The organism is Bacillus sp. FSL L8-0358 (assembly GCF_038593095.1).
GTDB lineage: Bacteria > Bacillota > Bacilli > Bacillales > Bacillaceae > Bacillus > Bacillus subtilis.
In genome coordinates, this window is the sequence record NZ_CP151962.1 from 630,001 (window position 1) to 653,380 (window position 23,380).

At 41.4% G+C, this 23,380-nt stretch carries 21 protein-coding genes (1 of these 21 cut by a window edge); 17 read left to right on the forward strand and 4 right to left on the reverse strand.

Features of this window, described 5'->3' with window-relative positions; translation table 11 throughout:
* The 5 genes in view from thiL to tsaD are tightly spaced (at most 14 nt apart) and all read left to right on the forward strand, a layout consistent with a single transcriptional unit that may run on beyond the window.
* A protein-coding gene (thiL, locus tag NYE49_RS03300) for a thiamine-phosphate kinase (protein WP_047182178.1) crosses the window boundary here: on the forward strand, window positions 1-480 show its 3' portion. It extends 498 nt beyond the left edge of the window; 480 of the gene's 978 nt are visible here — the last part of the coding sequence; its start codon lies off the left edge, out of view; its stop codon occupies window positions 478-480.
* Window positions 481-494: 14 nt separating this feature from the next.
* The gene (tsaE, locus tag NYE49_RS03305) at window positions 495-971 is read left to right on the forward strand and encodes a tRNA (adenosine(37)-N6)-threonylcarbamoyltransferase complex ATPase subunit type 1 TsaE (RefSeq protein ID WP_015382920.1); all 477 of its coding nucleotides are present in this window, start codon (window positions 495-497) and stop codon (window positions 969-971) included.
* Window positions 952-1,641, forward strand: coding sequence for a tRNA (adenosine(37)-N6)-threonylcarbamoyltransferase complex dimerization subunit type 1 TsaB (gene tsaB / locus NYE49_RS03310; RefSeq protein WP_015382921.1), 690 nt, complete (start codon window positions 952-954; stop codon window positions 1,639-1,641). Before tsaE ends, tsaB begins: the two co-directional genes overlap by 20 nt.
* 9 nt (window positions 1,642-1,650) lie before the next feature.
* Window positions 1,651-2,106, forward strand: coding sequence for a ribosomal protein S18-alanine N-acetyltransferase (gene rimI / locus NYE49_RS03315; RefSeq protein WP_047182179.1), 456 nt, complete (start codon window positions 1,651-1,653; stop codon window positions 2,104-2,106).
* Complete coding sequence (tsaD, locus tag NYE49_RS03320; protein WP_015382922.1) at window positions 2,099-3,139, forward strand: tRNA (adenosine(37)-N6)-threonylcarbamoyltransferase complex transferase subunit TsaD; 1,041 nt, start codon at window positions 2,099-2,101, stop codon at window positions 3,137-3,139. Before rimI ends, tsaD begins: the two co-directional genes overlap by 8 nt.
* Window positions 3,140-3,368: 229 nt before the next feature.
* Here the strand turns inward: tsaD and NYE49_RS03325 are convergent, their stop codons facing one another.
* Window positions 3,369-5,297, reverse strand: coding sequence for an ABC-F family ATP-binding cassette domain-containing protein (locus NYE49_RS03325; protein WP_047182180.1), 1,929 nt, complete (start codon window positions 5,295-5,297; stop codon window positions 3,369-3,371).
* A 125-nt stretch (window positions 5,298-5,422) separates the two neighbouring features.
* Here NYE49_RS03325 and moaC point away from each other — a divergent pair, with 125 nt between their 5' ends.
* From moaC to tatC, 4 genes are read left to right on the forward strand one after another with little or no spacing between them, the layout of a single operon-like run.
* Window positions 5,423-5,935, forward strand: coding sequence for a cyclic pyranopterin monophosphate synthase MoaC (gene moaC, locus NYE49_RS03330; protein ID WP_047182181.1), 513 nt, complete (start codon window positions 5,423-5,425; stop codon window positions 5,933-5,935).
* Complete coding sequence (locus NYE49_RS03335; protein ID WP_003234073.1) at window positions 5,932-6,579, forward strand: redox-sensing transcriptional repressor Rex; 648 nt, start codon at window positions 5,932-5,934, stop codon at window positions 6,577-6,579. Before moaC ends, NYE49_RS03335 begins: the two co-directional genes overlap by 4 nt.
* 21 nt (window positions 6,580-6,600) lie before the next feature.
* Window positions 6,601-6,774 carry a sec-independent protein translocase protein TatAY gene (gene tatAY / locus NYE49_RS03340; RefSeq protein ID WP_003234072.1) on the forward strand — a complete coding sequence of 58 codons (174 nt, stop codon included), beginning with the start codon at window positions 6,601-6,603 and terminating at the stop codon, window positions 6,772-6,774.
* A gap of 6 nt (window positions 6,775-6,780) precedes the next feature.
* Window positions 6,781-7,545: a twin-arginine translocase subunit TatC gene (tatC, locus tag NYE49_RS03345; RefSeq protein WP_080344162.1), complete on the forward strand. Its 765-nt coding sequence runs from the start codon at window positions 6,781-6,783 to the stop codon at window positions 7,543-7,545.
* Between the two features lie 232 nt (window positions 7,546-7,777).
* Here the strand turns inward: tatC and NYE49_RS03350 are convergent, their stop codons facing one another.
* Window positions 7,778-7,969, reverse strand: a complete 192-nt coding sequence (locus NYE49_RS03350) for a YdiK family protein (protein WP_003225680.1) — start codon at window positions 7,967-7,969, stop codon at window positions 7,778-7,780.
* The gene (locus NYE49_RS03355; RefSeq protein ID WP_003234069.1) at window positions 7,966-8,700 is read right to left on the reverse strand and encodes a type II CAAX endopeptidase family protein; all 735 of its coding nucleotides are present in this window, start codon (window positions 8,698-8,700) and stop codon (window positions 7,966-7,968) included. Before NYE49_RS03355 ends, NYE49_RS03350 begins: the two co-directional genes overlap by 4 nt.
* Before the next feature lie 238 nt (window positions 8,701-8,938).
* Here NYE49_RS03355 and groES point away from each other — a divergent pair, with 238 nt between their 5' ends.
* The 4 genes from groES (at window position 8,939) to NYE49_RS03375 (ending at window position 16,016) form a co-directional block, all read left to right on the forward strand.
* Window positions 8,939-9,223 (forward strand): co-chaperone GroES, encoded by a 285-nt coding sequence (gene groES, locus NYE49_RS03360; protein WP_003155970.1) that lies wholly within the window; start codon window positions 8,939-8,941, stop codon window positions 9,221-9,223.
* 46 nt (window positions 9,224-9,269) lie between these two features.
* Entirely contained in the window at window positions 9,270-10,901 is a 1,632-nt protein-coding gene (gene groL, locus NYE49_RS03365) for a chaperonin GroEL (RefSeq protein ID WP_015382926.1), read from the forward strand.
* A 336-nt stretch (window positions 10,902-11,237) separates the two neighbouring features.
* Window positions 11,238-13,553 (forward strand): glycoside hydrolase domain-containing protein, encoded by a 2,316-nt coding sequence (locus NYE49_RS03370; protein ID WP_047182183.1) that lies wholly within the window; start codon window positions 11,238-11,240, stop codon window positions 13,551-13,553.
* Window positions 13,554-15,626: 2,073 nt separating this feature from the next.
* Entirely contained in the window at window positions 15,627-16,016 is a 390-nt protein-coding gene (locus NYE49_RS03375; RefSeq protein ID WP_047182184.1) for a hypothetical protein, read from the forward strand.
* A gap of 196 nt (window positions 16,017-16,212) precedes the next feature.
* Here the strand turns inward: NYE49_RS03375 and gutR are convergent, their stop codons facing one another.
* Window positions 16,213-18,690, reverse strand: a complete 2,478-nt coding sequence (gutR, locus tag NYE49_RS03380; RefSeq protein ID WP_174616615.1) for a glucitol operon transcriptional regulator GutR — start codon at window positions 18,688-18,690, stop codon at window positions 16,213-16,215.
* 201 nt (window positions 18,691-18,891) lie between these two features.
* Between gutR and gutB the strand changes: the two genes are divergently transcribed.
* From gutB to NYE49_RS03400, 4 genes are all read left to right on the forward strand, one after another.
* A complete protein-coding gene (gene gutB, locus NYE49_RS03385) occupies window positions 18,892-19,953 on the forward strand; it encodes a sorbitol dehydrogenase (protein WP_047183537.1) in 1,062 nt (353 codons plus the stop codon).
* Window positions 19,954-20,025: 72 nt separating this feature from the next.
* On the forward strand, window positions 20,026-21,417 hold the full coding sequence (locus NYE49_RS03390) for an MFS transporter (protein WP_342410924.1): 1,392 nt from the start codon (window positions 20,026-20,028) through the stop codon (window positions 21,415-21,417).
* 94 nt (window positions 21,418-21,511) lie between these two features.
* Window positions 21,512-22,474: a carbohydrate kinase gene (locus NYE49_RS03395; RefSeq protein ID WP_342410925.1), complete on the forward strand. Its 963-nt coding sequence runs from the start codon at window positions 21,512-21,514 to the stop codon at window positions 22,472-22,474.
* 194 nt (window positions 22,475-22,668) lie between these two features.
* Window positions 22,669-23,352 (forward strand): PspA/IM30 family protein, encoded by a 684-nt coding sequence (locus NYE49_RS03400; RefSeq protein WP_047182188.1) that lies wholly within the window; start codon window positions 22,669-22,671, stop codon window positions 23,350-23,352.
* The last annotated feature ends 28 nt before the right edge of the window (window positions 23,353-23,380 follow it).

Below are 23,380 nucleotides of genomic sequence, written 5' to 3' on the forward strand. Positions count from 1 at the left end.
GCAGGACTTTCTTTATTGCTGGAAGAGACTAATCCTCAAAACTCATCTGTGGAAACGGATTACTTTATCCGCAGGCATAAACGGCCTGTGCCAAGAGTAAGCGTCGGCAGATTATGCTCGAGTTTTAAACGGGCAGCTTTAAATGATGTTAGTGACGGATTGGCTAGTGAACTGAACGAGATTGCAGAAGCCAGCTGTGTTTCAATTGAAATTGATGAAAGCATGCTTCCAATTCATTCTGATTTGCCTAAGCTTCATCCTAACTGGAAAGAATGGGCTTTGTTTGGCGGTGAGGATTTTGAGCTGACAGGGACAGTTTCAAAAGAGGAGTGGGAAGTGTTGAAGCAGCAGTGCGCAGCACGTCAACTTCCCATTACAAAGATTGGCCATGTCAGGGAAAAAACAAAATCTAAAGTGATCCTAAAAACAGATCAAACATCAATGATCTTAGAGAAAAAGGGATATAATCATTTTAAATAAGACGGGTGACTCGTGTGAAGCAATTAAAATGGAGAACTGTAAATCCAGAAGAAACAAAAGCAATTGCCAAGCTTGCGGCAGCGTTTGCTAAACCGGGAGACGTCCTGACATTAGAGGGCGATTTAGGTGCAGGAAAAACGACTTTTACGAAAGGTTTTGCAGAAGGGCTGGGAATTACACGTGTTGTAAACAGTCCGACTTTTACAATTATAAAAGAATATAACGATGGCGTACTTCCTCTTTATCATATGGATGTGTATAGAATGGAAGATGAAAGTGAAGATTTGGGACTTGATGAATATTTTCACGGACAAGGTGTCTGTCTCGTTGAATGGGCTCATTTAATTGAAGAACAGCTGCCGCAGGAGCGACTGCAAATTGTCATCAAAAGAGCTGGTGATGATGAGCGGGAAATTACCTTTACTGCTGTCGGGAATCGGTATGAAATGCTTTGTGAGGAGTTAAGTAGACATGACAATATTAGCAATTGATACATCAAATTATACATTAGGCATTGCGCTGCTTCGAGAAGACACCGTTATAGCAGAATACATTACATATTTGAAAAAGAACCACTCTGTAAGAGCAATGCCTGCTGTTCATTCATTGCTGAATGATTGTGATATGGCACCGCAGGACCTTTCTAAAATTGTCGTTGCAAAAGGCCCTGGTTCATACACAGGAGTAAGAATAGGTGTGACGTTGGCCAAAACACTTGCCTGGTCTTTAGACATTCCAATAAGTGCTGTATCAAGTCTTGAGACGCTTGCTGCAAATGGCCGGCATTTTGACGGTCTGATCAGCCCAATCTTTGACGCTAGACGAGGACAGGTGTACACAGGTCTGTATCAATATAAAAATGGGCTTTTAGAGCAAGTTGTTCCAGATCAAAATGTGATGCTGGCAGATTGGCTGGAGAGGCTAAAAGAAAAGAATCGTCCTGTTTTGTTTTTAGGCCATGATACTTCTCTTCACAAGCAGATGATCGAGGATGTGCTTGGAACAAAAGGATTCATTGGAACTGCTGCCCAGCATAACCCGCGTCCTTCAGAATTGGCTTTTCTCGGGAAGGAAAAGGAAGCAGCTGATGTTCATGGGCTTGTCCCGGATTACTTGCGGCTGGCAGAAGCTGAAGCGAAATGGATTGAAAGTCAAAAGTAGGGTGATAGGATGAAAACAAAAGCAGCGGTCAGAAATATGCGGCTTGAAGATATAGATCACGTATACGAAATCGAAGCATCCTCCTTTACGTCTCCTTGGACGAAGGATTCGTTTTATCATGAGCTGCTGGAAAATCCGTATGCTCATTATCTCGTGATTGAAAAGGACGGCCATGTTGTTGGGTATTGCGGGATTTGGATTGTGATGGATGATGCCCAGATTACAAATATAGCGATAAAACCAGAGTATCGCGGCCAGTCTTTAGGAGAAACGCTTTTTCGCTCAGCTGTTGAACTGTGCAAAGAAAAAGACGCAAGGCGGCTTTCGCTTGAAGTGAGGGTTTCGAATCATCCTGCTCAAGGTTTATATAAGAAATTCGGGTTGCAGCCAGGCGGAATAAGAAAGAACTATTATACTGATAACGGGGAAGATGCGTTAATTATGTGGGTGACGATAAATGAGTGAGCAAAAAGACATGTACGTATTAGGAATTGAAACAAGCTGTGATGAGACTGCTGCAGCTATTGTGAAAAACGGGAGAGAGATCATTTCAAACGTAGTAGCCTCTCAAATTGAAAGCCATAAGCGCTTCGGAGGCGTTGTGCCGGAAATTGCTTCAAGACATCATGTTGAACAAATCACTTTGGTTATAGAAGAGGCGTTTCGCAAAGCTGGCATGACGTATAGTGATATTGATGCGATTGCAGTAACAGAAGGTCCGGGACTGGTGGGAGCGCTTCTTATCGGCGTGAATGCCGCTAAAGCATTGAGCTTTGCACATAACATTCCGTTAGTAGGCGTTCATCATATAGCCGGTCATATATACGCGAACCGTCTTGTAGAAGACATCGTGTTCCCGGCACTGGCATTGGTCGTTTCAGGAGGCCACACAGAACTGGTTTATATGAAGGAACATGGATCATTTGAAGTCATTGGGGAAACCCTTGATGATGCGGCAGGAGAAGCTTACGACAAAGTGGCGCGGACGATGGGATTGCCATATCCGGGTGGACCGCAAATTGACAAGCTAGCTGAAAAAGGGAATGACAATATTCCGCTTCCTCGCGCATGGCTTGAAGAAGGCTCTTACAACTTCAGCTTTAGCGGATTGAAGTCTGCGGTGATCAATACGCTTCATAATGCATCCCAAAAAGGGCAAGAGATTGCTCCGGAAGATTTGTCTGCCAGTTTCCAAAATAGTGTGATCGATGTCTTGGTAACCAAAACGGCGCGCGCGGCAAAGGAATATGATGTCAAACAGGTCCTTTTAGCCGGAGGAGTAGCTGCAAACAGAGGCCTCAGAGCTGCATTAGAAAAGGAATTTGCCCAGCATGAAGGGATTACGCTTGTCATTCCTCCATTAGCTTTATGCACGGATAATGCTGCGATGATTGCTGCTGCTGGTACAATTGCTTTTGAAAAGGGAATTCGCGGTGCATATGATATGAATGGCCAGCCCGGCCTCGAATTGACTTCTTATCAAAGTCTCACGAGATAATAGCGTGAGACTTTTTATCTGTTTGTTATTAACAGATAATTCACAATTTATCCACATGTCTGTGAGTAATTATAGAGATATAGATGGATAAAGGGCTGAAGTCGCTGTTAATAAAGTGGATAAATTCAGAATATTTTGTGGATAGTGTGTATAAAGCGCTTACTTTGTTTATTTATTAGGGGATGTTCTGTGGATAAAAAGCACCTCTAAAAAGAGGTGCTTGACTTTTTTAATCTCCTTCTGTGGATAGTTCTTCCCATTCGGACAAAAGAGATTCCAGCTCCTGATTAAGCTTCTCATTGTCTGCATGGATAGCTTGTACTTTTTCATGGTCCTGATAGACTTCTGGGTCACATAGCAATTCATCATTGCGGCTGATGTTCTCTTCAATGGTTTGAACAGTGGTTTCAATTTCTTCAATCCGACGGAGTCGTTGGCGCTCTTTCTTTTTCCATTCTTTTTCTTCCTCGTAGGAACGTTTGGAGTCAGACTTCACTGTAGCTGGCGTTTTTTCAGTTTCCTCTGGCTGATTTATTTTCTCCAATTCAAGCTGCTCTGTTTTTTTCTCTGTATAATAATCGTAATCTCCCAGATACTCCTCTATATGGCTTGAAGAAAGCTCCAATACTCTTGTGGCGATTCTGTTAATAAAATATCTGTCATGTGAGACAAATAACAGTGTGCCTGGATAATCAATCAGCGCGTTTTCGAGAACTTCTTTGCTGTCTAAATCCAGATGGTTCGTCGGTTCATCAAGGATGAGAAAGTTGGCTTTTTGAAGCATCAGCTTAGCTAGAGCCAATCTTGCTTTTTCGCCTCCGCTCAGTGAATGAACTGGTTTCAGCACATCATCTCCGGAGAATAAGAAATTTCCGAGACACGTTCTGATTTCTTTTTCTGGGAGCCCGGGGTACTCGTCCCACAGCTCATCAAGGACACGTTTAGAGGAAGTCAACTCAGCCTGTTCCTGATCATAATAGCCGACACTTACATTTGAGCCGTATGAGATCGTTCCTTGATCTGGTTTTAGGGTGTCTATTAATGTTTTCAGCAATGTCGATTTACCAATTCCGTTAGGGCCGACAAGCGCTGCGCTTTCTCCTCTTGTGAGCATGAATGACACTTCTGTTAAAAGCGGCGGCTGGTTTTCATAGCTGATTGTGAGATCCTGAACACGAAGGACTTCATTTCCGCTCTGTTTTGTAATATCAAAATGAAAGTTTGCGGATTTTTCATCGCCAAGCGGTTTTGACATGACTTCCATTCGCTCAAGCTGCTTTCTGCGGCTTTGCGCCCTTTTGGTGGTAGAGGCTCTCGCCAGATTTCGGTCTACGAAATCCTGCAGCTTTGCAATCTCGTCCTGCTGCTTTTCATACATTTTCAGATCTTTGTCATACTGCGCGGCTTTTTGGTCGAGATAAGCGCTGTAGTTGCCGTGATACTTTTTGCTTTCTGCTCTTGATACCTCGTATACCTGGTTTACTACTTTGTCCAAAAAGTAGCGGTCATGCGAAACGATGAGGATGGCGCCTGAATAGCCTTGCAAATAATGCTCAAGCCAGGTAAGCGTATCAATATCCAGATGGTTTGTCGGCTCATCGAGAATGAGCAAATCAGGCTGTGTTAACAGAAGCTTACCTAAAGCCAGTCTTGTTTTCTGGCCTCCGCTGAGGCTTTGAACCTGTGTAGAATCGTCAAAATGGCTGAAGCCGAGACCATGCAGCACAGATCTAACATCCGCTTCATATTGATAGCCGCCTTTATCTTTGAATTCCTGCTGAAGGCGGTCGTAGGTTTTCATGATGCTTTCTAATTCACCCGGGGCAGCTGCCGCCATTTTTTCTTCTATAGCCCGCATTTCCTTTTCCATTGCTTTTAAGTGGTCAAAAACAGTCAGCAGCTCTTCTTTTATGGTAAGCTTAGAATCCAAGCCAGTATGCTGGGCGAGATATCCCATTGTAATATCTTTCGGTTTAATAATTTCGCCCTTTTCATACGAAAGCTGGCCTGCGATAATTTTAAGGAGCGTGGATTTTCCGGCGCCATTTCTTCCTACAATGGCGATGCGATCACGATTTCTGACTTCCAGCTTTATATTGTTTAAAATAGTATCAGCACCAAACGATTTGGACAGCTGATTAACTTGTAAGATCATCATATTATTTCACCTCTGCTATAATAAGTTAAGTGTAGCTTATGAACCAGAAGTCAGCAAACAATACATTGGCCATATAAGACATAGAGAAGAAAATAGTGTATGATCTGTTTAAGGAGCGTTTTAATATGAATGGATTTTCTCATTTTAATGAACAGGGCAGAGCCCAGATGGTGGATATCAGCGAAAAATCTTCGACTGTCCGTACTGCGGCGGCTGTTTCAAGCGTACACATGAAGAATGAAGTGTACGAGAAAATACAAAGTCACGATATCGGCAAAGGAGATGTACTGGCTGTCGCGCAGGTGGCAGGCATTATGGCCGCAAAGCAAACGTCGAATATCATTCCGATGTGCCATCCGCTTTCATTGAGCGGGATAGATATATCGTTTGACTGGAAAATAAAAGAAGCAGAAGTTATACTTCATATAAAAGCACAGGTCAAAACGAAAGGGAGTACAGGTGTGGAAATGGAAGCGCTCACTTCTGCATCGGTGTGCGCTCTTACCGTTTACGATATGTGCAAGGCCCTTGATAAGGGGATGGTCATCGGCCCTACTTTCTTGCTGGAGAAGACAGGCGGGAAAAACGGTGACTTTAAAAGAGAACTATCCGAGTATAATTTGGAGGACCAAAAATGAATAAGGATCAATCAAAAATTCCGCAGGCGACGGCGAAACGGCTGCCGCTTTACTATCGCTTTTTAAAGAATCTGCATGCGTCAGGAAAACAGCGTGTATCATCCGCTGAACTCAGTGATGCCGTAAAGGTTGATTCTGCCACGATTCGGAGGGATTTTTCCTATTTTGGAGCTCTTGGCAAAAAAGGATACGGATATAATGTGGATTATTTGCTGTCTTTTTTCCGAAAAACGCTTGATCAGGATGAGATGACAGACGTCATCTTAATTGGTGTCGGGAACTTGGGAACAGCATTTCTTCACTATAATTTCACAAAAAATAATAACACAAAAATTTCTATGGCTTTTGATATAAATGAGAGTAAAATAGGAACTGAGGTAGGCGGCGTGCCCGTCTATAACCTTGATGACCTTGAACAACACGTAAAAGATGAATCAGTTGCCATTCTTACAGTGCCAGCAGTTGCCGCTCAATCCATTACAGACAGATTGGTCGCATTAGGAATCAAGGGAATCCTTAATTTTACGCCGGCCCGTTTGAATGTGCCGGAACACATTCGAATTCATCATATAGATTTAGCAGTTGAGCTTCAGTCACTGGTTTATTTTTTGAAGCATTACTCAGTTTTAGAGGAAATCGAATAGAGGGAAAGGAGGAGCCCAAATATGCCGATCGGTCCTGGAAGCCTTGCTGTTATCGCAATCGTTGCTCTGATTATCTTCGGTCCCAAAAAGCTGCCTGAATTGGGGAAAGCAGCGGGAGACACACTTCGTGAATTCAAAAACGCTACTAAAGGATTAACGAGTGATGAAGAGGAAAAAAAGAAAGAAGATCAGTAAGTTAGGATGACACGAATGAAAGTGAATCAAATGTCGCTGCTGGAGCATATTGCTGAGCTTCGAAAACGGTTGCTGATTGTAGCGCTGGCGTTTGTCGTTTTCTTTATTGCTGGATTTTTTTTAGCAAAGCCGATTATTGTGTATCTGCAAGAAACAGATGAAGCGAAGCAGCTTACGCTTAACGCGTTTAACCTGACAGACCCGCTTTATGTGTTTATGCAGTTTGCGTTTATCATCGGCATAGTCCTGACCTCGCCGGTTATTCTTTATCAGCTTTGGGCTTTTGTGAGCCCGGGTCTCTATGAGAAAGAGCGCAAAGTAACGCTCAGCTACATTCCGATCTCTATTTTGCTGTTTTTAGCGGGCTTATCTTTTTCATATTATATTTTATTTCCTTTTGTTGTTGATTTTATGAAGCGGATCTCTCATGACTTGAATGTCAATCAGGTGATCGGAATTAATGAATATTTTCATTTTCTTCTGCAGCTGACGATTCCGTTTGGACTGCTGTTTCAAATGCCGGTCATCCTCATGTTTTTGACCAGGCTCGGAATTGTGACACCGATGTTCTTGGCGAAAATCAGAAAGTATGCGTATTTTACGCTGCTGGTGATCGCAGCCCTGATTACACCGCCTGAGCTTCTGTCCCATATGATGGTCACAGTCCCGCTTTTGATTTTATATGAAATCAGTATCCTTATATCGAAGGCCGCCTATCGGAAAGCGCAGAAAAGCAGTGCTGCCGATCAGGACGTGTCTTCGGGGCAATAATAAAAAATCCATTTCTCATGAGAGAAATGGATTCAGCGTGTTGACAAACCCCCCGCATTCGTTGTCAAGCCTGTGCGTTGGTGCTCACGAATGAAAACATTCGCTCCGCTCCGATGCTCGCCTTTCCTAGACTTCAAGGGTTTTCAACCACGCTGAAAATGACAAAATCCTAAAACGAAAGCCGTTTTAGGATTTAATTTGAATCCATTTCTCATTCAGAAATGGATTTTCTTTATTTTTGGTTCTTTTTGATTTTAAATGAAAAGGCGAACATCTTAAAAGAAATGCTGATGTTGTAAGCGGCGAACACCATCAGCAGGATGGAGTAAAATGACCACATGCTGCCTGGCGAGCTTGCGGCAAGATAAGTAAAGATGCACCCTACGGCAAAGTAGATCATTCCCCAAACTACCGGGTTTCTCATAAAAATAATCCTCCAATAATCAATTGCATTTGTGTGCTCTGCTGTTCAAGGTAATTCCGAACAGGCTCAAGCTGCATGATGACGACGAATGTATTCATCATTAAATGGGCGAAAATCGGCACCCATATCCGTTTTGTTCTCGCATATAAAAATGCAAATGTAAAGCCCATTGCTGTATATAGAAGGAGATGCTTCAAATCAGCGTGAACAATACCGAAGATAACCGAGCTGATCAGTCCTGCAAAAAAGAAATTCGTTTTTTCGTACAGCGCGCCGAAAATGATTTTTCTGAAGATGATTTCTTCTAATATAGGCCCGACGATGGAAGAAACGATAATCATGAGCGGGACTGCCTGAATGACATCCAGAATCGCTTGTGTATTTTCTGATTCTCTTCCGATGCCAAAAACATAATATTCAATAGAGCCTGCTATTCCCTGAGAGAAAAGGGCAATGAAAAAACCGGCTATCGCCCAAAGGATAGAAAGTCCGATTGAGTCCTTCTGTCCGTTTCGCAGCGTTTCTTTCGGAACGGTTCTCAGAATGAGCAGAACAACAACGAGACAGGCGATAAAGCTGATAACGGACCATAATCCTTGTGCATGCAGCATATTTTCATCTGTAGGCTGTCCTCCGGCATAACCGAATTTAAATAACAAGGGAATCGCGATTAATGCGGAAAACTGCATGATGATATATGTCAAAATAATAAACCAATACTGTTTTCTCAAATGGTATGTACTCCTTTGTTAAGTGGGTTTCGTTCATCTACAGCTATTGTAACATAATCGGTACGGGGGTGAAAAAGCTAACGGAAAAGGGAGCGGAAAAGAATGATGTAAGCGTGAAAAATTTTTTATCTTATCACTTGAAATTGGAAGGGAGATTCTTTATTATAAGAATTGTGTTAGCACTCTTTAGTGCTGAGTGCTAAAATTACATATTCATACTATTGAGGAGGTTATTACATTGTTAAAGCCATTAGGTGATCGCGTTGTCATTGAACTCGTAGAATCTGAAGAAAAAACTGCCAGCGGAATTGTGTTGCCGGATTCTGCAAAAGAAAAACCGCAAGAAGGCAAAATCGTGGCAGCTGGTTCAGGTCGCGTGTTAGAAAGCGGAGAGCGCGTTGCTTTAGAAGTAAAAGAGGGCGACCGCATTATCTTCTCAAAATACGCAGGTACTGAAGTGAAATACGAAGGTACTGAATACTTAATCTTACGTGAAAGCGACATTTTAGCTGTTATCGGCTAATTCTTAAATAAACAATACTTAAAACATTTGAGGAGGTCTTGTAAACATGGCAAAAGAAATTAAGTTTAGTGAAGAAGCTCGCCGCGCAATGCTTCGCGGTGTCGATGCACTTGCTGATGCTGTTAAAGTAACTTTAGGACCAAAAGGACGCAACGTGGTTCTAGAGAAAAAATTCGGTTCTCCGTTAATCACAAATGACGGTGTAACAATCGCTAAAGAAATCGAGCTAGAAGACGCGTTTGAAAACATGGGTGCTAAGCTTGTTGCTGAAGTAGCCAGCAAAACAAACGACGTTGCCGGTGACGGTACAACAACTGCAACAGTTCTTGCGCAAGCAATGATCCGTGAAGGCCTTAAAAACGTAACAGCAGGCGCTAACCCTGTAGGCGTGCGTAAAGGTATGGAAAAAGCTGTAGCGGTTGCGATCGAAAACTTAAAAGAAATTTCTAAGCCAATCGAAGGCAAAGAGTCTATCGCTCAGGTTGCTGCGATCTCTGCTGCTGATGAGGAAGTCGGAAGCCTTATCGCTGAAGCAATGGAGCGCGTAGGAAACGACGGCGTTATCACAATCGAAGAGTCTAAAGGCTTCACAACTGAGCTTGAAGTTGTGGAAGGTATGCAATTCGACCGCGGATATGCGTCTCCTTACATGGTAACTGACTCTGATAAGATGGAAGCGGTTCTTGACAATCCTTACATCTTAATCACAGACAAAAAAATCACAAACATTCAAGAAATCCTACCTGTGCTTGAGCAGGTTGTTCAGCAAGGCAAACCATTGCTTCTGATCGCTGAAGACGTTGAAGGCGAAGCACTTGCAACACTTGTTGTGAACAAACTTCGCGGCACATTCAACGCAGTTGCTGTTAAAGCTCCTGGCTTCGGTGACCGCCGTAAAGCAATGCTTGAAGACATCGCTGTCCTTACTGGCGGAGAAGTCATCACAGAAGATCTTGGCCTTGACCTGAAATCTACTCAAATCGCTCAATTGGGACGCGCTTCTAAAGTTGTCGTTACTAAAGAAAACACAACAATCGTTGAAGGCGCTGGCGAAACAGACAAAATTTCTGCCCGCGTGACTCAAATCCGCGCTCAAGTGGAAGAAACAACTTCTGAGTTCGACAGAGAAAAATTACAAGAGCGTCTTGCGAAACTTGCTGGCGGCGTAGCTGTCATCAAAGTCGGCGCTGCGACTGAAACTGAGCTGAAAGAGCGTAAACTTCGCATCGAAGACGCCCTGAACTCAACTCGCGCAGCTGTTGAAGAAGGCATCGTATCCGGTGGTGGTACAGCGCTTGTAAACGTATATAACAAAGTCGCTGCAGTTGAAGCTGAAGGCGATGCTCAAACAGGTATCAACATCGTGCTTCGCGCGCTTGAAGAGCCAATCCGTCAAATCGCGCACAACGCTGGTCTTGAAGGATCTGTCATCGTTGAGCGCCTCAAAAACGAAGAAATCGGCGTAGGCTTCAACGCTGCAACTGGCGAATGGGTAAACATGATCGAAAAAGGTATCGTTGACCCAACGAAAGTTACACGCTCAGCTCTTCAAAACGCTGCGTCTGTAGCTGCAATGTTCTTAACAACTGAAGCCGTTGTCGCTGACAAGCCAGAAGAAAACGCTGGCGGCGGAATGCCTGACATGGGCGGCATGGGCGGTATGGGCGGCATGATGTAATCAAACGGCGAAAACCCTTGATATACCAAGGGTTTGAGCGTTTTTCATCACCCGTGCATAAATAACAAAAAGATAACATTCATTGAGGATGCTTCCAAAAGTCTACTGGACTTTAGAGGAAGCATCTTTTTTATTTATAAGGTGAAAAGTAGGTATATATTTTATTGTTGACTCCGCTTACTTCTTCAAAAATTGCAGGTATTAATTTAAAATGTCTTGCAAAAAAGCTTATTGATGAAGTTTGCCATATTATGATGAAACCCTTCTCAACTGAGAAGGGTTTTCTTGTCATACGCTTGCCACCTAGATATGAATACTATGAAAGAGGTGACCATAATGGATGAAGTGATTCAGAAAGTACAACTATGGGTAAATGCTGCTTATTCAGGAAAGCCTGGCTTCGTTCCAGCTCCTGAAAGTGGGAAAACTGGTTGGTCCACGATGTATGCTTTAACTAGGGCTTTGCAGATTGAACTTGGAATCTCTACACCTGCTGATAATTTTGGACCAGGAACTGAAGTGGCGTACAAATCATGGGGAGAAATGGAAATTGGGCGTGTGCCTACTGATGACAAAGGAAAAAGAATTGTACTAATTCTTCAAGGAGCAATGTATTGTAAAGGTTACAATCCAACTGGATTTACAGGAACTTTTGGAGAAGGGACTAAAGCTGCAGTAATTAAATTACAAACTGATGCGGGACTGCCTATTCGTGACGGGAAAGTTTATTCCTATATATTTAAAGCATTTTTAACTATGGATGCTTATGTGCTCACATCTGGTGGTAATTCTAGAATTAGAGAAATGCAAAGAGATCTTAATTCAAAATATTACAAAACATCTGGAGTCCAACCATGTGATGGTTACTACCAAAGAGGGACTAATAAAGCTTTAATATACGGTATTCAAACAGAAGAGGGAATTGCTCCCTCTCTACAAACGGGATCAATAGGGCCTTCTACGACCAACCTTTTACCAACCCTGAGCATAGGGAATACTAATGCAAACTTTGTTAAGCTCCTTCAATATGCATTATATGTAAATGATTTCAATCCAGGAGATTTCAATGGACAGTACAGCACACTATTAAAAAATGTAGTAAGTGAATTCCAACAGTTTGTTAAGTTGCCAGCCGATGGAGTTACAGGAAAACAAACTTGGCTTTCTTTGTTGCAGAGTAAAGGAGATCCTAATCGCAAGGGAACAGCTTGTGATTGTATAACAGAAGTTACGCCTGCTAGAGCTAAAGCTTTAAAAAATGCAGGCTATGAAACTATTGGTCGTTATCTTGTAGACATTCCAGGAGGATTGGAGAAAAAAATAAAACCTGGCGAATTAAAAACTATTTTTAATGCTGGTTTAACTGTTTTTCCGATATATCAAGCTTATGGGAATAATTCTAGACATTTCAGTGAAGCTCAAGGGAAAAGAGATGCTCAAGATGCTTTTACAGCTGCCAAAAATTATGGATTTAAAAATGGAACAACAATATATTTTGCCGTGGATTTTGACGCTTTAGGAGATGATATAACTAACAAAATTCTTCCACACTTTAAGGGTATTAATGAACAAATGAAATATCTGGGGAACCGTTACAAAGTTGGAATATATGGAGCCCGGAATGTTTGCAGTCAAGTATCGGAGAAAGGTTGGGCAACAACCAGTTTTGTAAGTGATATGTCCACGGGATTTAGTGCAAATTTAGGCTATCCATTGCCAAAAAATTGGGCATTCGATCAAATTTCAACTATTAGTGTTGGTTCAGAAGACAGTAAAATTGAAATAGACAATAATATTAAGTCGGGACTGGATAATGGGGCTTCAAGTCTTGATTTCTCAACTGATCTCAATCAAGAGCTATACAAGCAATTATATGAAATTCAACTTTTAGGACTTCAATTTACAAACAATGACATTAATCAAGCGAATAAGCTTACAACCAACTATTATCGCCGCAAAAGATATGAATCATTAATATGGACATTAACTTCTGGACAATTTGATAAAGACTTTGAGGAGTATGTTATTAATGCTGTAGGAGAAAATAGTTTTGTCTATGCAACTGATCCCGTTTCAAAATCTGAAGTTATTGATTTTCCTCATCTTATGGCTACATTATCTGCTTTATTGTATGCGAATCTTCCGTTAGTTGGAACTACACAGCAAGATTTAGCAGGGTGGGGTGGTGATTTATTTACTGTTGCTGCAGATGTATATAAAAATAGAGATAAGTATAGCGGCGACAATGAAACAAGAACATATAAAGCTGCTTACGACTTGATTGATACAAGAACATCGGCTGGTAACTTTGATAATTCGGATTTCCTTGGAGATATTGATGCTATTAACATCTCACAAATTTTATTTAATAATGACACTAAGCCAATTTTAAATGCAGTTCAAGAGTATTATAATAGTCTTGTTTTCTCAAGATATAAGCTATTTTATAAAAATAAATTTAATAGTAATGAAAATAATTTGAGACTGAATGCGAGTAATATCATGATTGGAGATAATCCTGATATTACAGCGGCAAGGGTAGCCCTAAGGGGTTCAATGCAAATGGAAGTCCCTTATTATACGAAAGAAGAGGGAGAAATTATTGCAAATGCTTTTGCTGATAAAATACTAGACCTTGTAGCAAGTGAATAGAAAACTTAGAGTAGAGTACCATATATCTCAAAAAATATGGTACTCTATATTTTAAGATCTTAAGAATATACAACAAATTATAAGTTAAAATTTCTTTTTGATTTAATGGAAGGAAAGAGAAAGGGGGAGACATGAGGAAATATTTAGGGATAGTGTCATTTATCATCCTGTTATTCACATTGTGTTTTCTACCCCACATCCATTGGGCGCTTGGAATTCTCGGAATAGTTGTGGGGAGTATTCTAGCATTCAAAGCACCTAAAGGGATTGCTAAGTATCTTTCTATTTTTATCCTAGCACTTTGTATTCTTTTACTCTTATTATTGATTGTAGCAGGCCTTTTGATGGCGGGTTTAGTGGGGAAGTAACGATATGTATAACCATACTACATTTGGTCATAACTAAAATTTAAGATGTATGCCAAAGCTATAAAAGATTACTAAAAGTAAGACTAAGCTCTCAAAAACTCGACAGCCCTTTTATTACTCAATGAAATATCCATTTTTAAAAAATAGTAGAATTCAAAGGTTGGTTTCTTTTTTAATATTAACACAAGAAATTCTTCCCGACATAAGCTGAATTTGATTTGCCTAAGCAAATCGTACAAAGAGGTTCACCTGTTTTATAAAAATTGATTGATACATAAATCTTTTTCATCATTATTAAGTTAAACCCTAATATGGTGAAATAAAGGAATCTGGGATTTCATTCAAATGATATTTACGGGTATCTTCATGGTATCCGTTTAGATAGACAGTCCTAAAGATAAATTTATTATAATAGGGCGTAACAGATGATTTCTTGAATTTGAATATCAACGACGATATAATATTCTGCACCGCTTACTATAAACTGGAAGAAATACACTATCTTTATAAAAATACAACCAACTTACAAGATGTTTTTGATAAAATTTTACTTTAGGCCATCAATCATAATATAATGGGCGGACATGTCTTCACTTATCTTAAAGCCAATGTCCAACAAGAGTAAATGCACAAGGTAAAAAATCGAAAAGATACACAAAAATCACATACACAATAACTGACCGAAAAGGCTATCGATGATATAGATCAATTCTAAAATATGTTCATAATACCCGCTGCTTTAGAACCGCACAAAGTCAAAGAACTGTCGAAAAGTCATCACCCAGCATGTATGAGAAGACCATAAGAAAAGAAGAGGTTGGAAAAAACCAATTTAAAGTCTCAGGAAAAAATTCTATGAAAAAATAGCGCGCATTTTGCAGGTGAAAACAATCACTTGTTCTTTATTACGAGCAGGCTAAAGAAATGTGTGCGAACAAATTCTTCCTCACCCGCCTAACGTGATTACTCACATCTCCCTAACCAAGCAGATCATAGTATATGGGAGCTTTTTTCTGTTTCAATTAAAGAAATCTTTATAAAACAAAAAGGCTTGTGGAGAAGTTGTTTCTATACAAGCTGAGTTTACCAATTTGGGTTTTATTGTACTAAGTTCCGTTTAATTGAATGACTCTAGATATACCGAAGTATGGCTGTTGATTTCATCCGAATGCTAAGATAACATTTATTCATGAATTTAGATACTTATATGTTTTAGGAATTCTTCTGTATTATTTTTTTAGCATGTATTTGCAATTTAATTTTGAAAGCAGGTACAAATCTGTTAAAATCCATTTTTGTTTAAAGATATTATTACAACTCAGAAATACTCTATATTAAGGTTCATGAAATATAAGAAACCTATAAATTTAATTTTTTCAATAGAGAGCATGAGGAAGTAGTGGGTAAATTTTCGAAATTTATAAAAGTTTATTTGTCTAGCACTTTCTTTTATTCGTGTATATGGATTTATTGGACACCTCGTCAAAGCTTTATAGATGATACTTCAAATTTTAAGCTTCATTTCAAATAGGTTAAAAGCAGATTTTGTTCAAAAAGAATCTTAAGTTTGCATTAAGATCGATATATTTCTATCAAACTTAATTATATCCTAGAAGAAAGATGTGGAAAAACCTTCGTTTTTTTAGAAAAATATGTTATTGTAAGTAGGGATTTAAAATAGTAAAAGAGAAGAGGAATTCTAAAGATGAAAAAGTTAGTAATGATCCTGTTTACAGCAGCTCTTTTAGGGGTTGTCATTTTTGCAGGTGGGTCAGAAGCATTAGCTATGGATTCGAAAGGTACAATCAAATTTAAAACAGATGCTAATACATATTCGAAAAGAGCTACTTCTATTGTGGTTACTGGTACTTTGGCTAGGGATTTAGATAATGGTTTTGCAGTAATTTTATCAAACAATAAAGGAAAAGAAATAACCAGAAAACAATTCTGGCATAGTATTGGTTCACGCAATTTTCGTGTGAGTTTTTCAACGAAAAATCTTCCAGCAGGAAAGTATGATGTGCATGTTGCACAAGATTGGGGTGGAAGATATTGGTCAGGTGAACTAAAACATTATATTACAGTACAGCATTAATGCTGATGTAATAAGTATTAACCTTTTGTTGTTAAAAAGTTCACTTTTGAATTTGTGTTCTATGAAATGTTTATTTATTCAAAAAAGGTAGCTTAATCAGTTGCTGTACTGATAAGATACCTTTTTTATCTTTAATAACAACCAGGACATGGGTATTTTTTAAAGCTCATACAACTAGCTACAATTTATTTATCTTTTAAAAGACAATATCCAATCGTTCCACCTCTCCCCGAATCCCAATCGCAGGCTCCCACGAATCAATCAAACGAATCGCTCTCTGATTAGCTTCCATCGCTTTCGTTTTCTCTCCTTTACGGTACAACAGCTGCGCCATCCCGTAAAAATAATAGATCAACTCAACCTGATTGGCGTTATGTTTGTCATAGAGCATTTGCTCAAAGGCTTCTTCCGCTTTCTCAAATTGACCACATTTCACGTAAGCGACACCCAGATTGAAATAGGCTTCTATCGTTTTTTCGCCGCCGTACGTGGAGCTTATCTCATTTGCCGCTTCGTATAATTGAATGGCTTCTACATGATAACCTCTCACAAAGCTTAAGTCACCGCGGACCAATAGAACTCTGTGTTGAATGGTAGGGGAAATCGGTTGATTTTCGATTTCGTTTAAAATGGTCTCTGCTTTTTCCTGTTGCCCGGCTTTTAAAAACAGCCTTGCTTTGAGTGCGTGTCCCCAAACCTTTAGATCATAGGCATCGTGAGCGTCTGATTGTTCAAGAATCTTCAGCCCGGCTTCTATTTGCTGAAGCGCTCCGTCTAAATCATTGACTTCCATCAATGCCCAGCCTGAGGTGTCGATTCGGAAGTACGCTTCTCGTGTGTGTTGGCCTAAGTGATGGGCGGCGTCGGCCGCTTTGCGTCCGTATTCGATTCGCAGGGGCAGGTTGATTCTGCTTAGAAAATGGCTAATGCGGGTGATGATTTCGATTAGGATTTCTTTTTGATCGGTTTCACTTGCCCATCTGATGACCTTTAAGATGTTTGGCCATTCTTGTTTCATTTGGTCTAAGTTCCGTCCCAGCAGATAGCTCCAATAGATAGAGTTGGGCTGTTCCCGCTTTAAATGGGTTTCGGCATAATCAACATAATAGTGCGCCCAGCGATTGCGGGCTTTTTTTTCATATTCGTGCTGTTCGGACAAGTGCTGTTCTCCGTAAGCGACAACGGTTTGGTGCGCTAAGTATTGTGTCCTTCCTTCGCTTCGTTCCGGCTGAATCACCGCATATGACCGCATTTGTTCCATAGCGTAATGAAAACGGCGGGCGTCTAATCCGGCGGCTGCCGCCAGGCTTTTTTCATCAGGCGGCTTGCTGAAAAAGCAAAGCGTCTGCCATAGCTTTCGCGTATCTTCATTGCATCTGTCCCAGGTGCGGCCAAAGAGGAATTCAAACAATTCCAGCAGTGAGTAGCCTGCTTTTCCAAGTTCATGTATCAGCTGCTGAGCGGGGATGTCATCGTCTGATATATAGGCGATGCTGAGTGCCATGGCTTTCGGGTTTCCGGCAGTCGCTGAAATGAATTCGTTTTTCAGGTCAGAAGATAGATGTATCAGCTGCTCCAGCTTTTCCCGTTTACGTGGGAGGTTGCATGTTTGTAAGCAGCGGTGCACTTCTTGCTGAAAAAATTCAAGGGCATCTGTTTGGTCAAGGCCGCTCAGCTGGATGGCCGTCATTTCTCCGAAGCTTTCTCGATAGGTTTGCTTTACGTTTTCCCGCGCTGTGAGGAGAACTTTCACGCCTTGCGGAAGGCTGGTGATAAATTCATGAATGTCACGTTCTGCAGTATCAATGCTGTCAACGATCAGCAGGATCGGTTTTTCTCTAGTGTAATTAGCTAACGCATTGCGGACGACGAATCGTTTTTCATTGATTGATTTATCGATTTGTTCTGTGCGTCCGAGCTGATAGGCGATCGTATTTAAAAAATCGCTAAAGCTCAATCCTTTCCAATCAGCGCTGACCCAAATGATACTGTTGAACACCGGCCAATCTGAAGTATCGTCGACACAGGAATAGGCGGCTTCAAGAGCGATTGTGGTTTTACCCATACCAGCCCAACCGGTGATTAAACAGATTGGTGACGGAGAAAGCATCCATTGCCGTATCGCTTCCATATCAAAGCTGCGTCCGATAAAGCGTCCGGACCAGCGTGAGGGTAAATTATGCGTGATAGGCTGTTCTGTAAGCGCATTCGTTTCATGGCCGGGTCTGTCATGAAACAGCCGTTTTACTACATTTTCAATTTCATCTTCACTCGGAGCCCCGAATGACCCGTCTTTTCGCAGTGTTTTTGCTTTTTTCAAACAAGACGCTGCCCATACAGGCAATGCGGGTTTGATGACTGGGATAGTGGTGGCTTCCAGCAAGTCGGTCAACCACTCGATATCCAAGTCGGTCTTTTCGAGAATGATCCAGATCATTCCGAACAGTTTTCCGTCGTCGATTCTTCCGGGAATGTAGTTTGCCCCCATCTGTCCGATCCAGCTTTTGATCGTGTTTGGGGAGACTCCCAGCTGGAGTGCGATTTTATCTATGTAAGACTGTCCTGTTTTTTCATTCTTTTTCCTTCTGACTTTATAATCAGGATGAAGTTTTAGCGTTTTGACGCCAGGTGCCAGCAGTTGTGCAAATTGTTTTCGGTTTTCAAGTTCAGCCATAAGCCTGCACCTCCTATTAGTACTATTTTATCAATCCAGCGTTTTTTGTATATGAAAAAATAAAAGTACAGTGTCGCTGTCCTTTTATACAGCAGGAAAGGCTGTTGAACGTCTTGAAAAGCAGATAAAATGGGGGCAGTAACAGAGAAAACAAAAATGTATGCACTTACATTTTATTTTCTAAAGAAAGGAACTTGCCAAATGACTCACACAGTACCTCAGAACATGAAAGCGGCTGTTATGAACAACACAAGAGAGATCAAAATCGAAACAGTGCCTGTGCCTGACATCAATCATGATGAAGTGTTGATTAAGGTGATGGCTGTCGGGATTTGCGGATCGGATCTGCATTACTATACAAATGGCCGAATAGGCAACTATGTAGTGGAGAAGCCATTTATCCTCGGACATGAGTGCGCGGGAGAAATTGCCGCTGTCGGATCAGCTGTCGATCAATTCAAAGTCGGTGACCGCGTTGCTGTTGAACCTGGTGTTACGTGCGGACGCTGTGAAGCGTGCAAAGAAGGGCGCTATAATCTTTGCCCGGATGTACAGTTTTTGGCTACACCGCCGGTAGACGGCGCGTTTGTCCAATATATTAAAATGCGTCAGGACTTTGTTTTTTTAATCCCAGACTCACTTTCTTATGAAGATGCTGCTTTGATCGAGCCGTTTTCTGTCGGCATCCATGCGGCGGCCAGAACGAAGCTTCAGCCCGGATCAACGATTGCGATTATGGGGATGGGCCCTGTTGGGTTAATGGCTGTTGCCGCAGCTAAAGCATTTGGGGCAGGCACAATTATCGCGACCGACTTAGAGCCGCTGCGGTTAGAGGCTGCGAAAAAAATGGGAGCGACTCATATTATTAATATACGTGAACAGGACGCACTTGAAGAGATTAAAACGATCACAAATGATAGAGGCGTTGATGTTGCTTGGGAAACAGCAGGGAATCCAGCGGCATTGCAATCCGCACTGGCTTCTGTGCGCCGGGGCGGAAAATTGGCGATTATCGGTTTGCCTTCACAGAACGAGATTCCGCTCAATGTGCCGTTTATTGCGGATAACGAGATTGATATTTACGGGATCTTCCGTTATGCCAATACGTATCCGAAGGGAATCGAATTTCTCGCTTCCGGCGTTGTGGACACGAAGCATCTAGTAACGGATCAATATTCGCTGGAGCAGACACAAGAGGCGATGGAGCGGGCGCTTCAATTTAAGAATGAATGTTTAAAAGTGATGGTGTATCCAAATCGCTGAGTGAACAGGGAGGATCTTCGTATTCTCCCTCTTGTTTACTGGAAATGAAAACGGATTCTTGGGGTGGGAAATATGATTGAAACAGAAAAAGTAACGGCAATGAAAGTGAAGCGTCAGTCAAAATCCAGCACCGGACTTTCCTGGTTTGAACGAATCGGCTATGGATTCGGCGATATGTCGTATAATATTATCTTTCAGTTTGTAAACGCATACTTATTATTCTATTATACAGACGTCGGCGGCATTCAGCCTGCGGTGATCGCAACTTTGTTTCTTGTTGTGCGTGTGCTGGATGCTATTTTTGACCCGATAATGGGACTGATTTTAGATAAAACAAATACAAGGTGGGGAAAAGCAAGGCCATATTTGCTGTGGGTGGCATTTCCTTTTGCGCTATTCACATTCTTATGTTTCACGACGCCTCATTTCGGTGAGACCGGAAATATGGTATATGCGTATATCACCTATATTCTGCTTGGGATGTCCTTTAGTATGCAAACGATTCCGGTGAACAGCTTAACGGGGCGGATGACGAATTCTGTGGAGGAACGGACGGTTCTGACCACAACCCGGATGATTTTGGTGTATATCGGCATTCTTTTATCCATTTCCTGTGCGACACCGCTTGCAACTGCTATCGGAGGAGAGGATCAGGCGTTTGGATTTCAAATGACGGCGCTCATCTACGCAGCGGTCAGCATTGTTTTGAATCTATTCAGTTTCTTTACTGTCCGGGAGCGGATTCAGCCTAAAAAGAGAAAAAAACAAGGGATCAAAAAGACGTTATCCGTTTTATTCCAAAACAAACCCTTGCTTATGTTAATTTCATCATTTTTGACTTTTGCGATCGGGTTTAATATTAAGCTCAGCACGATGGTGTATTATTTTACGTATAACGTAAACCATAAAGAGTTCGTGTTTATGGGCACCGTTTTATTTTTCGGAGCAGCGCTGATCAGCAATTTGTTTATTCCTTTCTTTTCTGAGAAGTGGGGCAGAAAACAAGTCATGATCATCACGGCAGCTCTATCGCTTATTTCTTATGCCGGCCTGCATTTTACGCCGTATTCTTCCATTACACTCATTTTCATTTGGCTTTTCGCTTCAGGATTTTTCACAACGCCTTTAAATACGCTTGCTTGGGGAATGGTTGCGGATTGTGTTGATTATGCGGAATGGAAAACCGGAATTCGCGCGGATGGTGTGGTGATTTCGAGCATGAGCTTTATTAATAAGCTGGGTGTTGCATTAGCCGGGTCATTTTCGGCCATTTATTTAGGGATCGCCGGGTATGTGGCGAATACAGACCAGACAGTTGCGTCATTGAATGCGATTAAAAATATGAATGCTTTGATTCCGGGATTTTTCATTTTGCTTTCTATTATTCTTATCGCCTTCTATCCTTTAACGGAAAAAAGATATAAACACATCATCTCTGAGCTGGAGCAAAGGTCTGCGAGATAAATATATGTAAAATTTTTAATATTCAATGTTGTATTTATGGCAGAAAGTAATATACTGAGACTGTAATCTAGACTTTATAAATGAGTGTGATAATATGCGTAGTCATTCTGTAGTTTGTATTGGGGAGTTGTTGATTGATTTCTTTTGTACCGATGTTGACGTTGATTTAATGGAAGGGCGCCAATTCTTGAAAAGTGCGGGCGGTGCACCGGCGAATGTGTCGGCAGCAATTGCCAAGCTGGGCGGAGACGCCGCTTTCAGCGGAAAAGTAGGAAAGGATCCGTTTGGGTATTTTCTGAAGCAAACATTGGACGCTGTACACGTCGATACCTCTATGCTGGTGATGGATGAGAAAGCGCCTACAACGCTTGCTTTTGTTTCATTAAAACAAAATGGAGAGCGTGACTTTGTTTTTAATAGAGGCGCGGACGCTTTGTTTACGCTGGAGGATATTGACCAGGAAAAACTAAACGGAGCGAAAATCCTTCATTTCGGCTCTGCGACGGCACTGTTATCGGATCCGTTTTGCTCAGCCTATTTACGGCTGATGTCGATTGCGAAAGACAATGGACAGTTTATTTCGTTTGACCCTAACTACCGTGAAGATTTATGGAGGGGAAGAGTCTCAGAGTTTGTAAGTGTTGCGAAAAAAGCGATCGCTGTAAGTGATTTTGTGAAAGTCAGTGACGAGGAGCTTGAGATTATAAGCGGTGTGAAGGATCATGAAAAGGGAGTTGCGATCCTTCATGAGATCGGAGCCAACATTGTCGCTGTGACACTTGGGAAAAGCGGAACGCTTCTTTCCAATGGAAAAGACCGTGAAATCATTCCAAGCATTCCGGTGACATCAATCGATTCAACAGGGGCGGGAGATGCTTTTGTCGGTGCGGCTTTATATCAATTGGCAAACACGGATCAGATTCAATCTGTAGATGCTGATTTTGTGAAACTGCGTGAGATTGTGGCATTTGCCAATAAGGTCGGAGCTCTTGTGTGCACTAAAATTGGAGCGATTGATGCACTGCCGAGCTTGGATGAGATTGAAGTTTCTTTGTAAACATTGAAGATGTTTCTTGAAAGTCTTTGGACTTTTGGAGGCATCTTTTTTTATTGTTTACATTTTTGTTCGGGTAAAAAGTTGTGTATTTTTTGTTTGGAATGTCATTTTTTATTAAAAAAGTGAAACTTTTAACGATAATAAATAGTATATGTAACAAGGGTTACCGAATTAGCTTTAGGAGGAACGATATAATGAGTATCATTGGAAGATTTAAAGATATTATGTCTGCGAATATCAATGCTTTATTGGACAAGGCTGAAAATCCGGAGAAAATGGTAGATCAATATTTAAGAAATATGAATAGCGATTTGGCTAAGGTTAAGGCAGAAACAGCAGCTGTTATGGCTGAGGAGCAGAGAGCAAAAAGAGAATATCACGAGTGCCAGGCGGATATGGAAAAGATGGAAAGCTATGCAATGAAGGCGCTGCAAGCCGGGAGTGAGAGCGATGCGAGAAAATTTCTTGAAAGAAAAACATCTTTGGAGTCAAAGCTTTCTGAGCTGCAGGCGGCCAATCAAATTGCTGCAACCAATGCCGCACAGATGAGAAAGATGCATGACAAATTGGTATCTGACATTGGAGAGCTGGAAGCACGTAAAAATATGATCAAGGCGAAGTGGGCAGTAGCGAAAACGCAAGAAAGAATGAACAAACTGGGCGCTTCTGTTTCAAGTACAAGCCAATCAATGTCTGCATTCGGCCGAATGGAGGACAAAGTAAATAAGGCACTTGATCAGGCCAATGCAATGGCTGAACTGAACAGCGCTCCGCAGGATGATATGGCTGATCTGACTGCAAAGTATGACACTGGCGGTTCAAGCCAGGTTGATGATGAACTTGCGGCGTTAAAAGCGAAAATGATGCTCGATAAGTAATACATAGGAGGCCGTAGCTTTCGGCTGC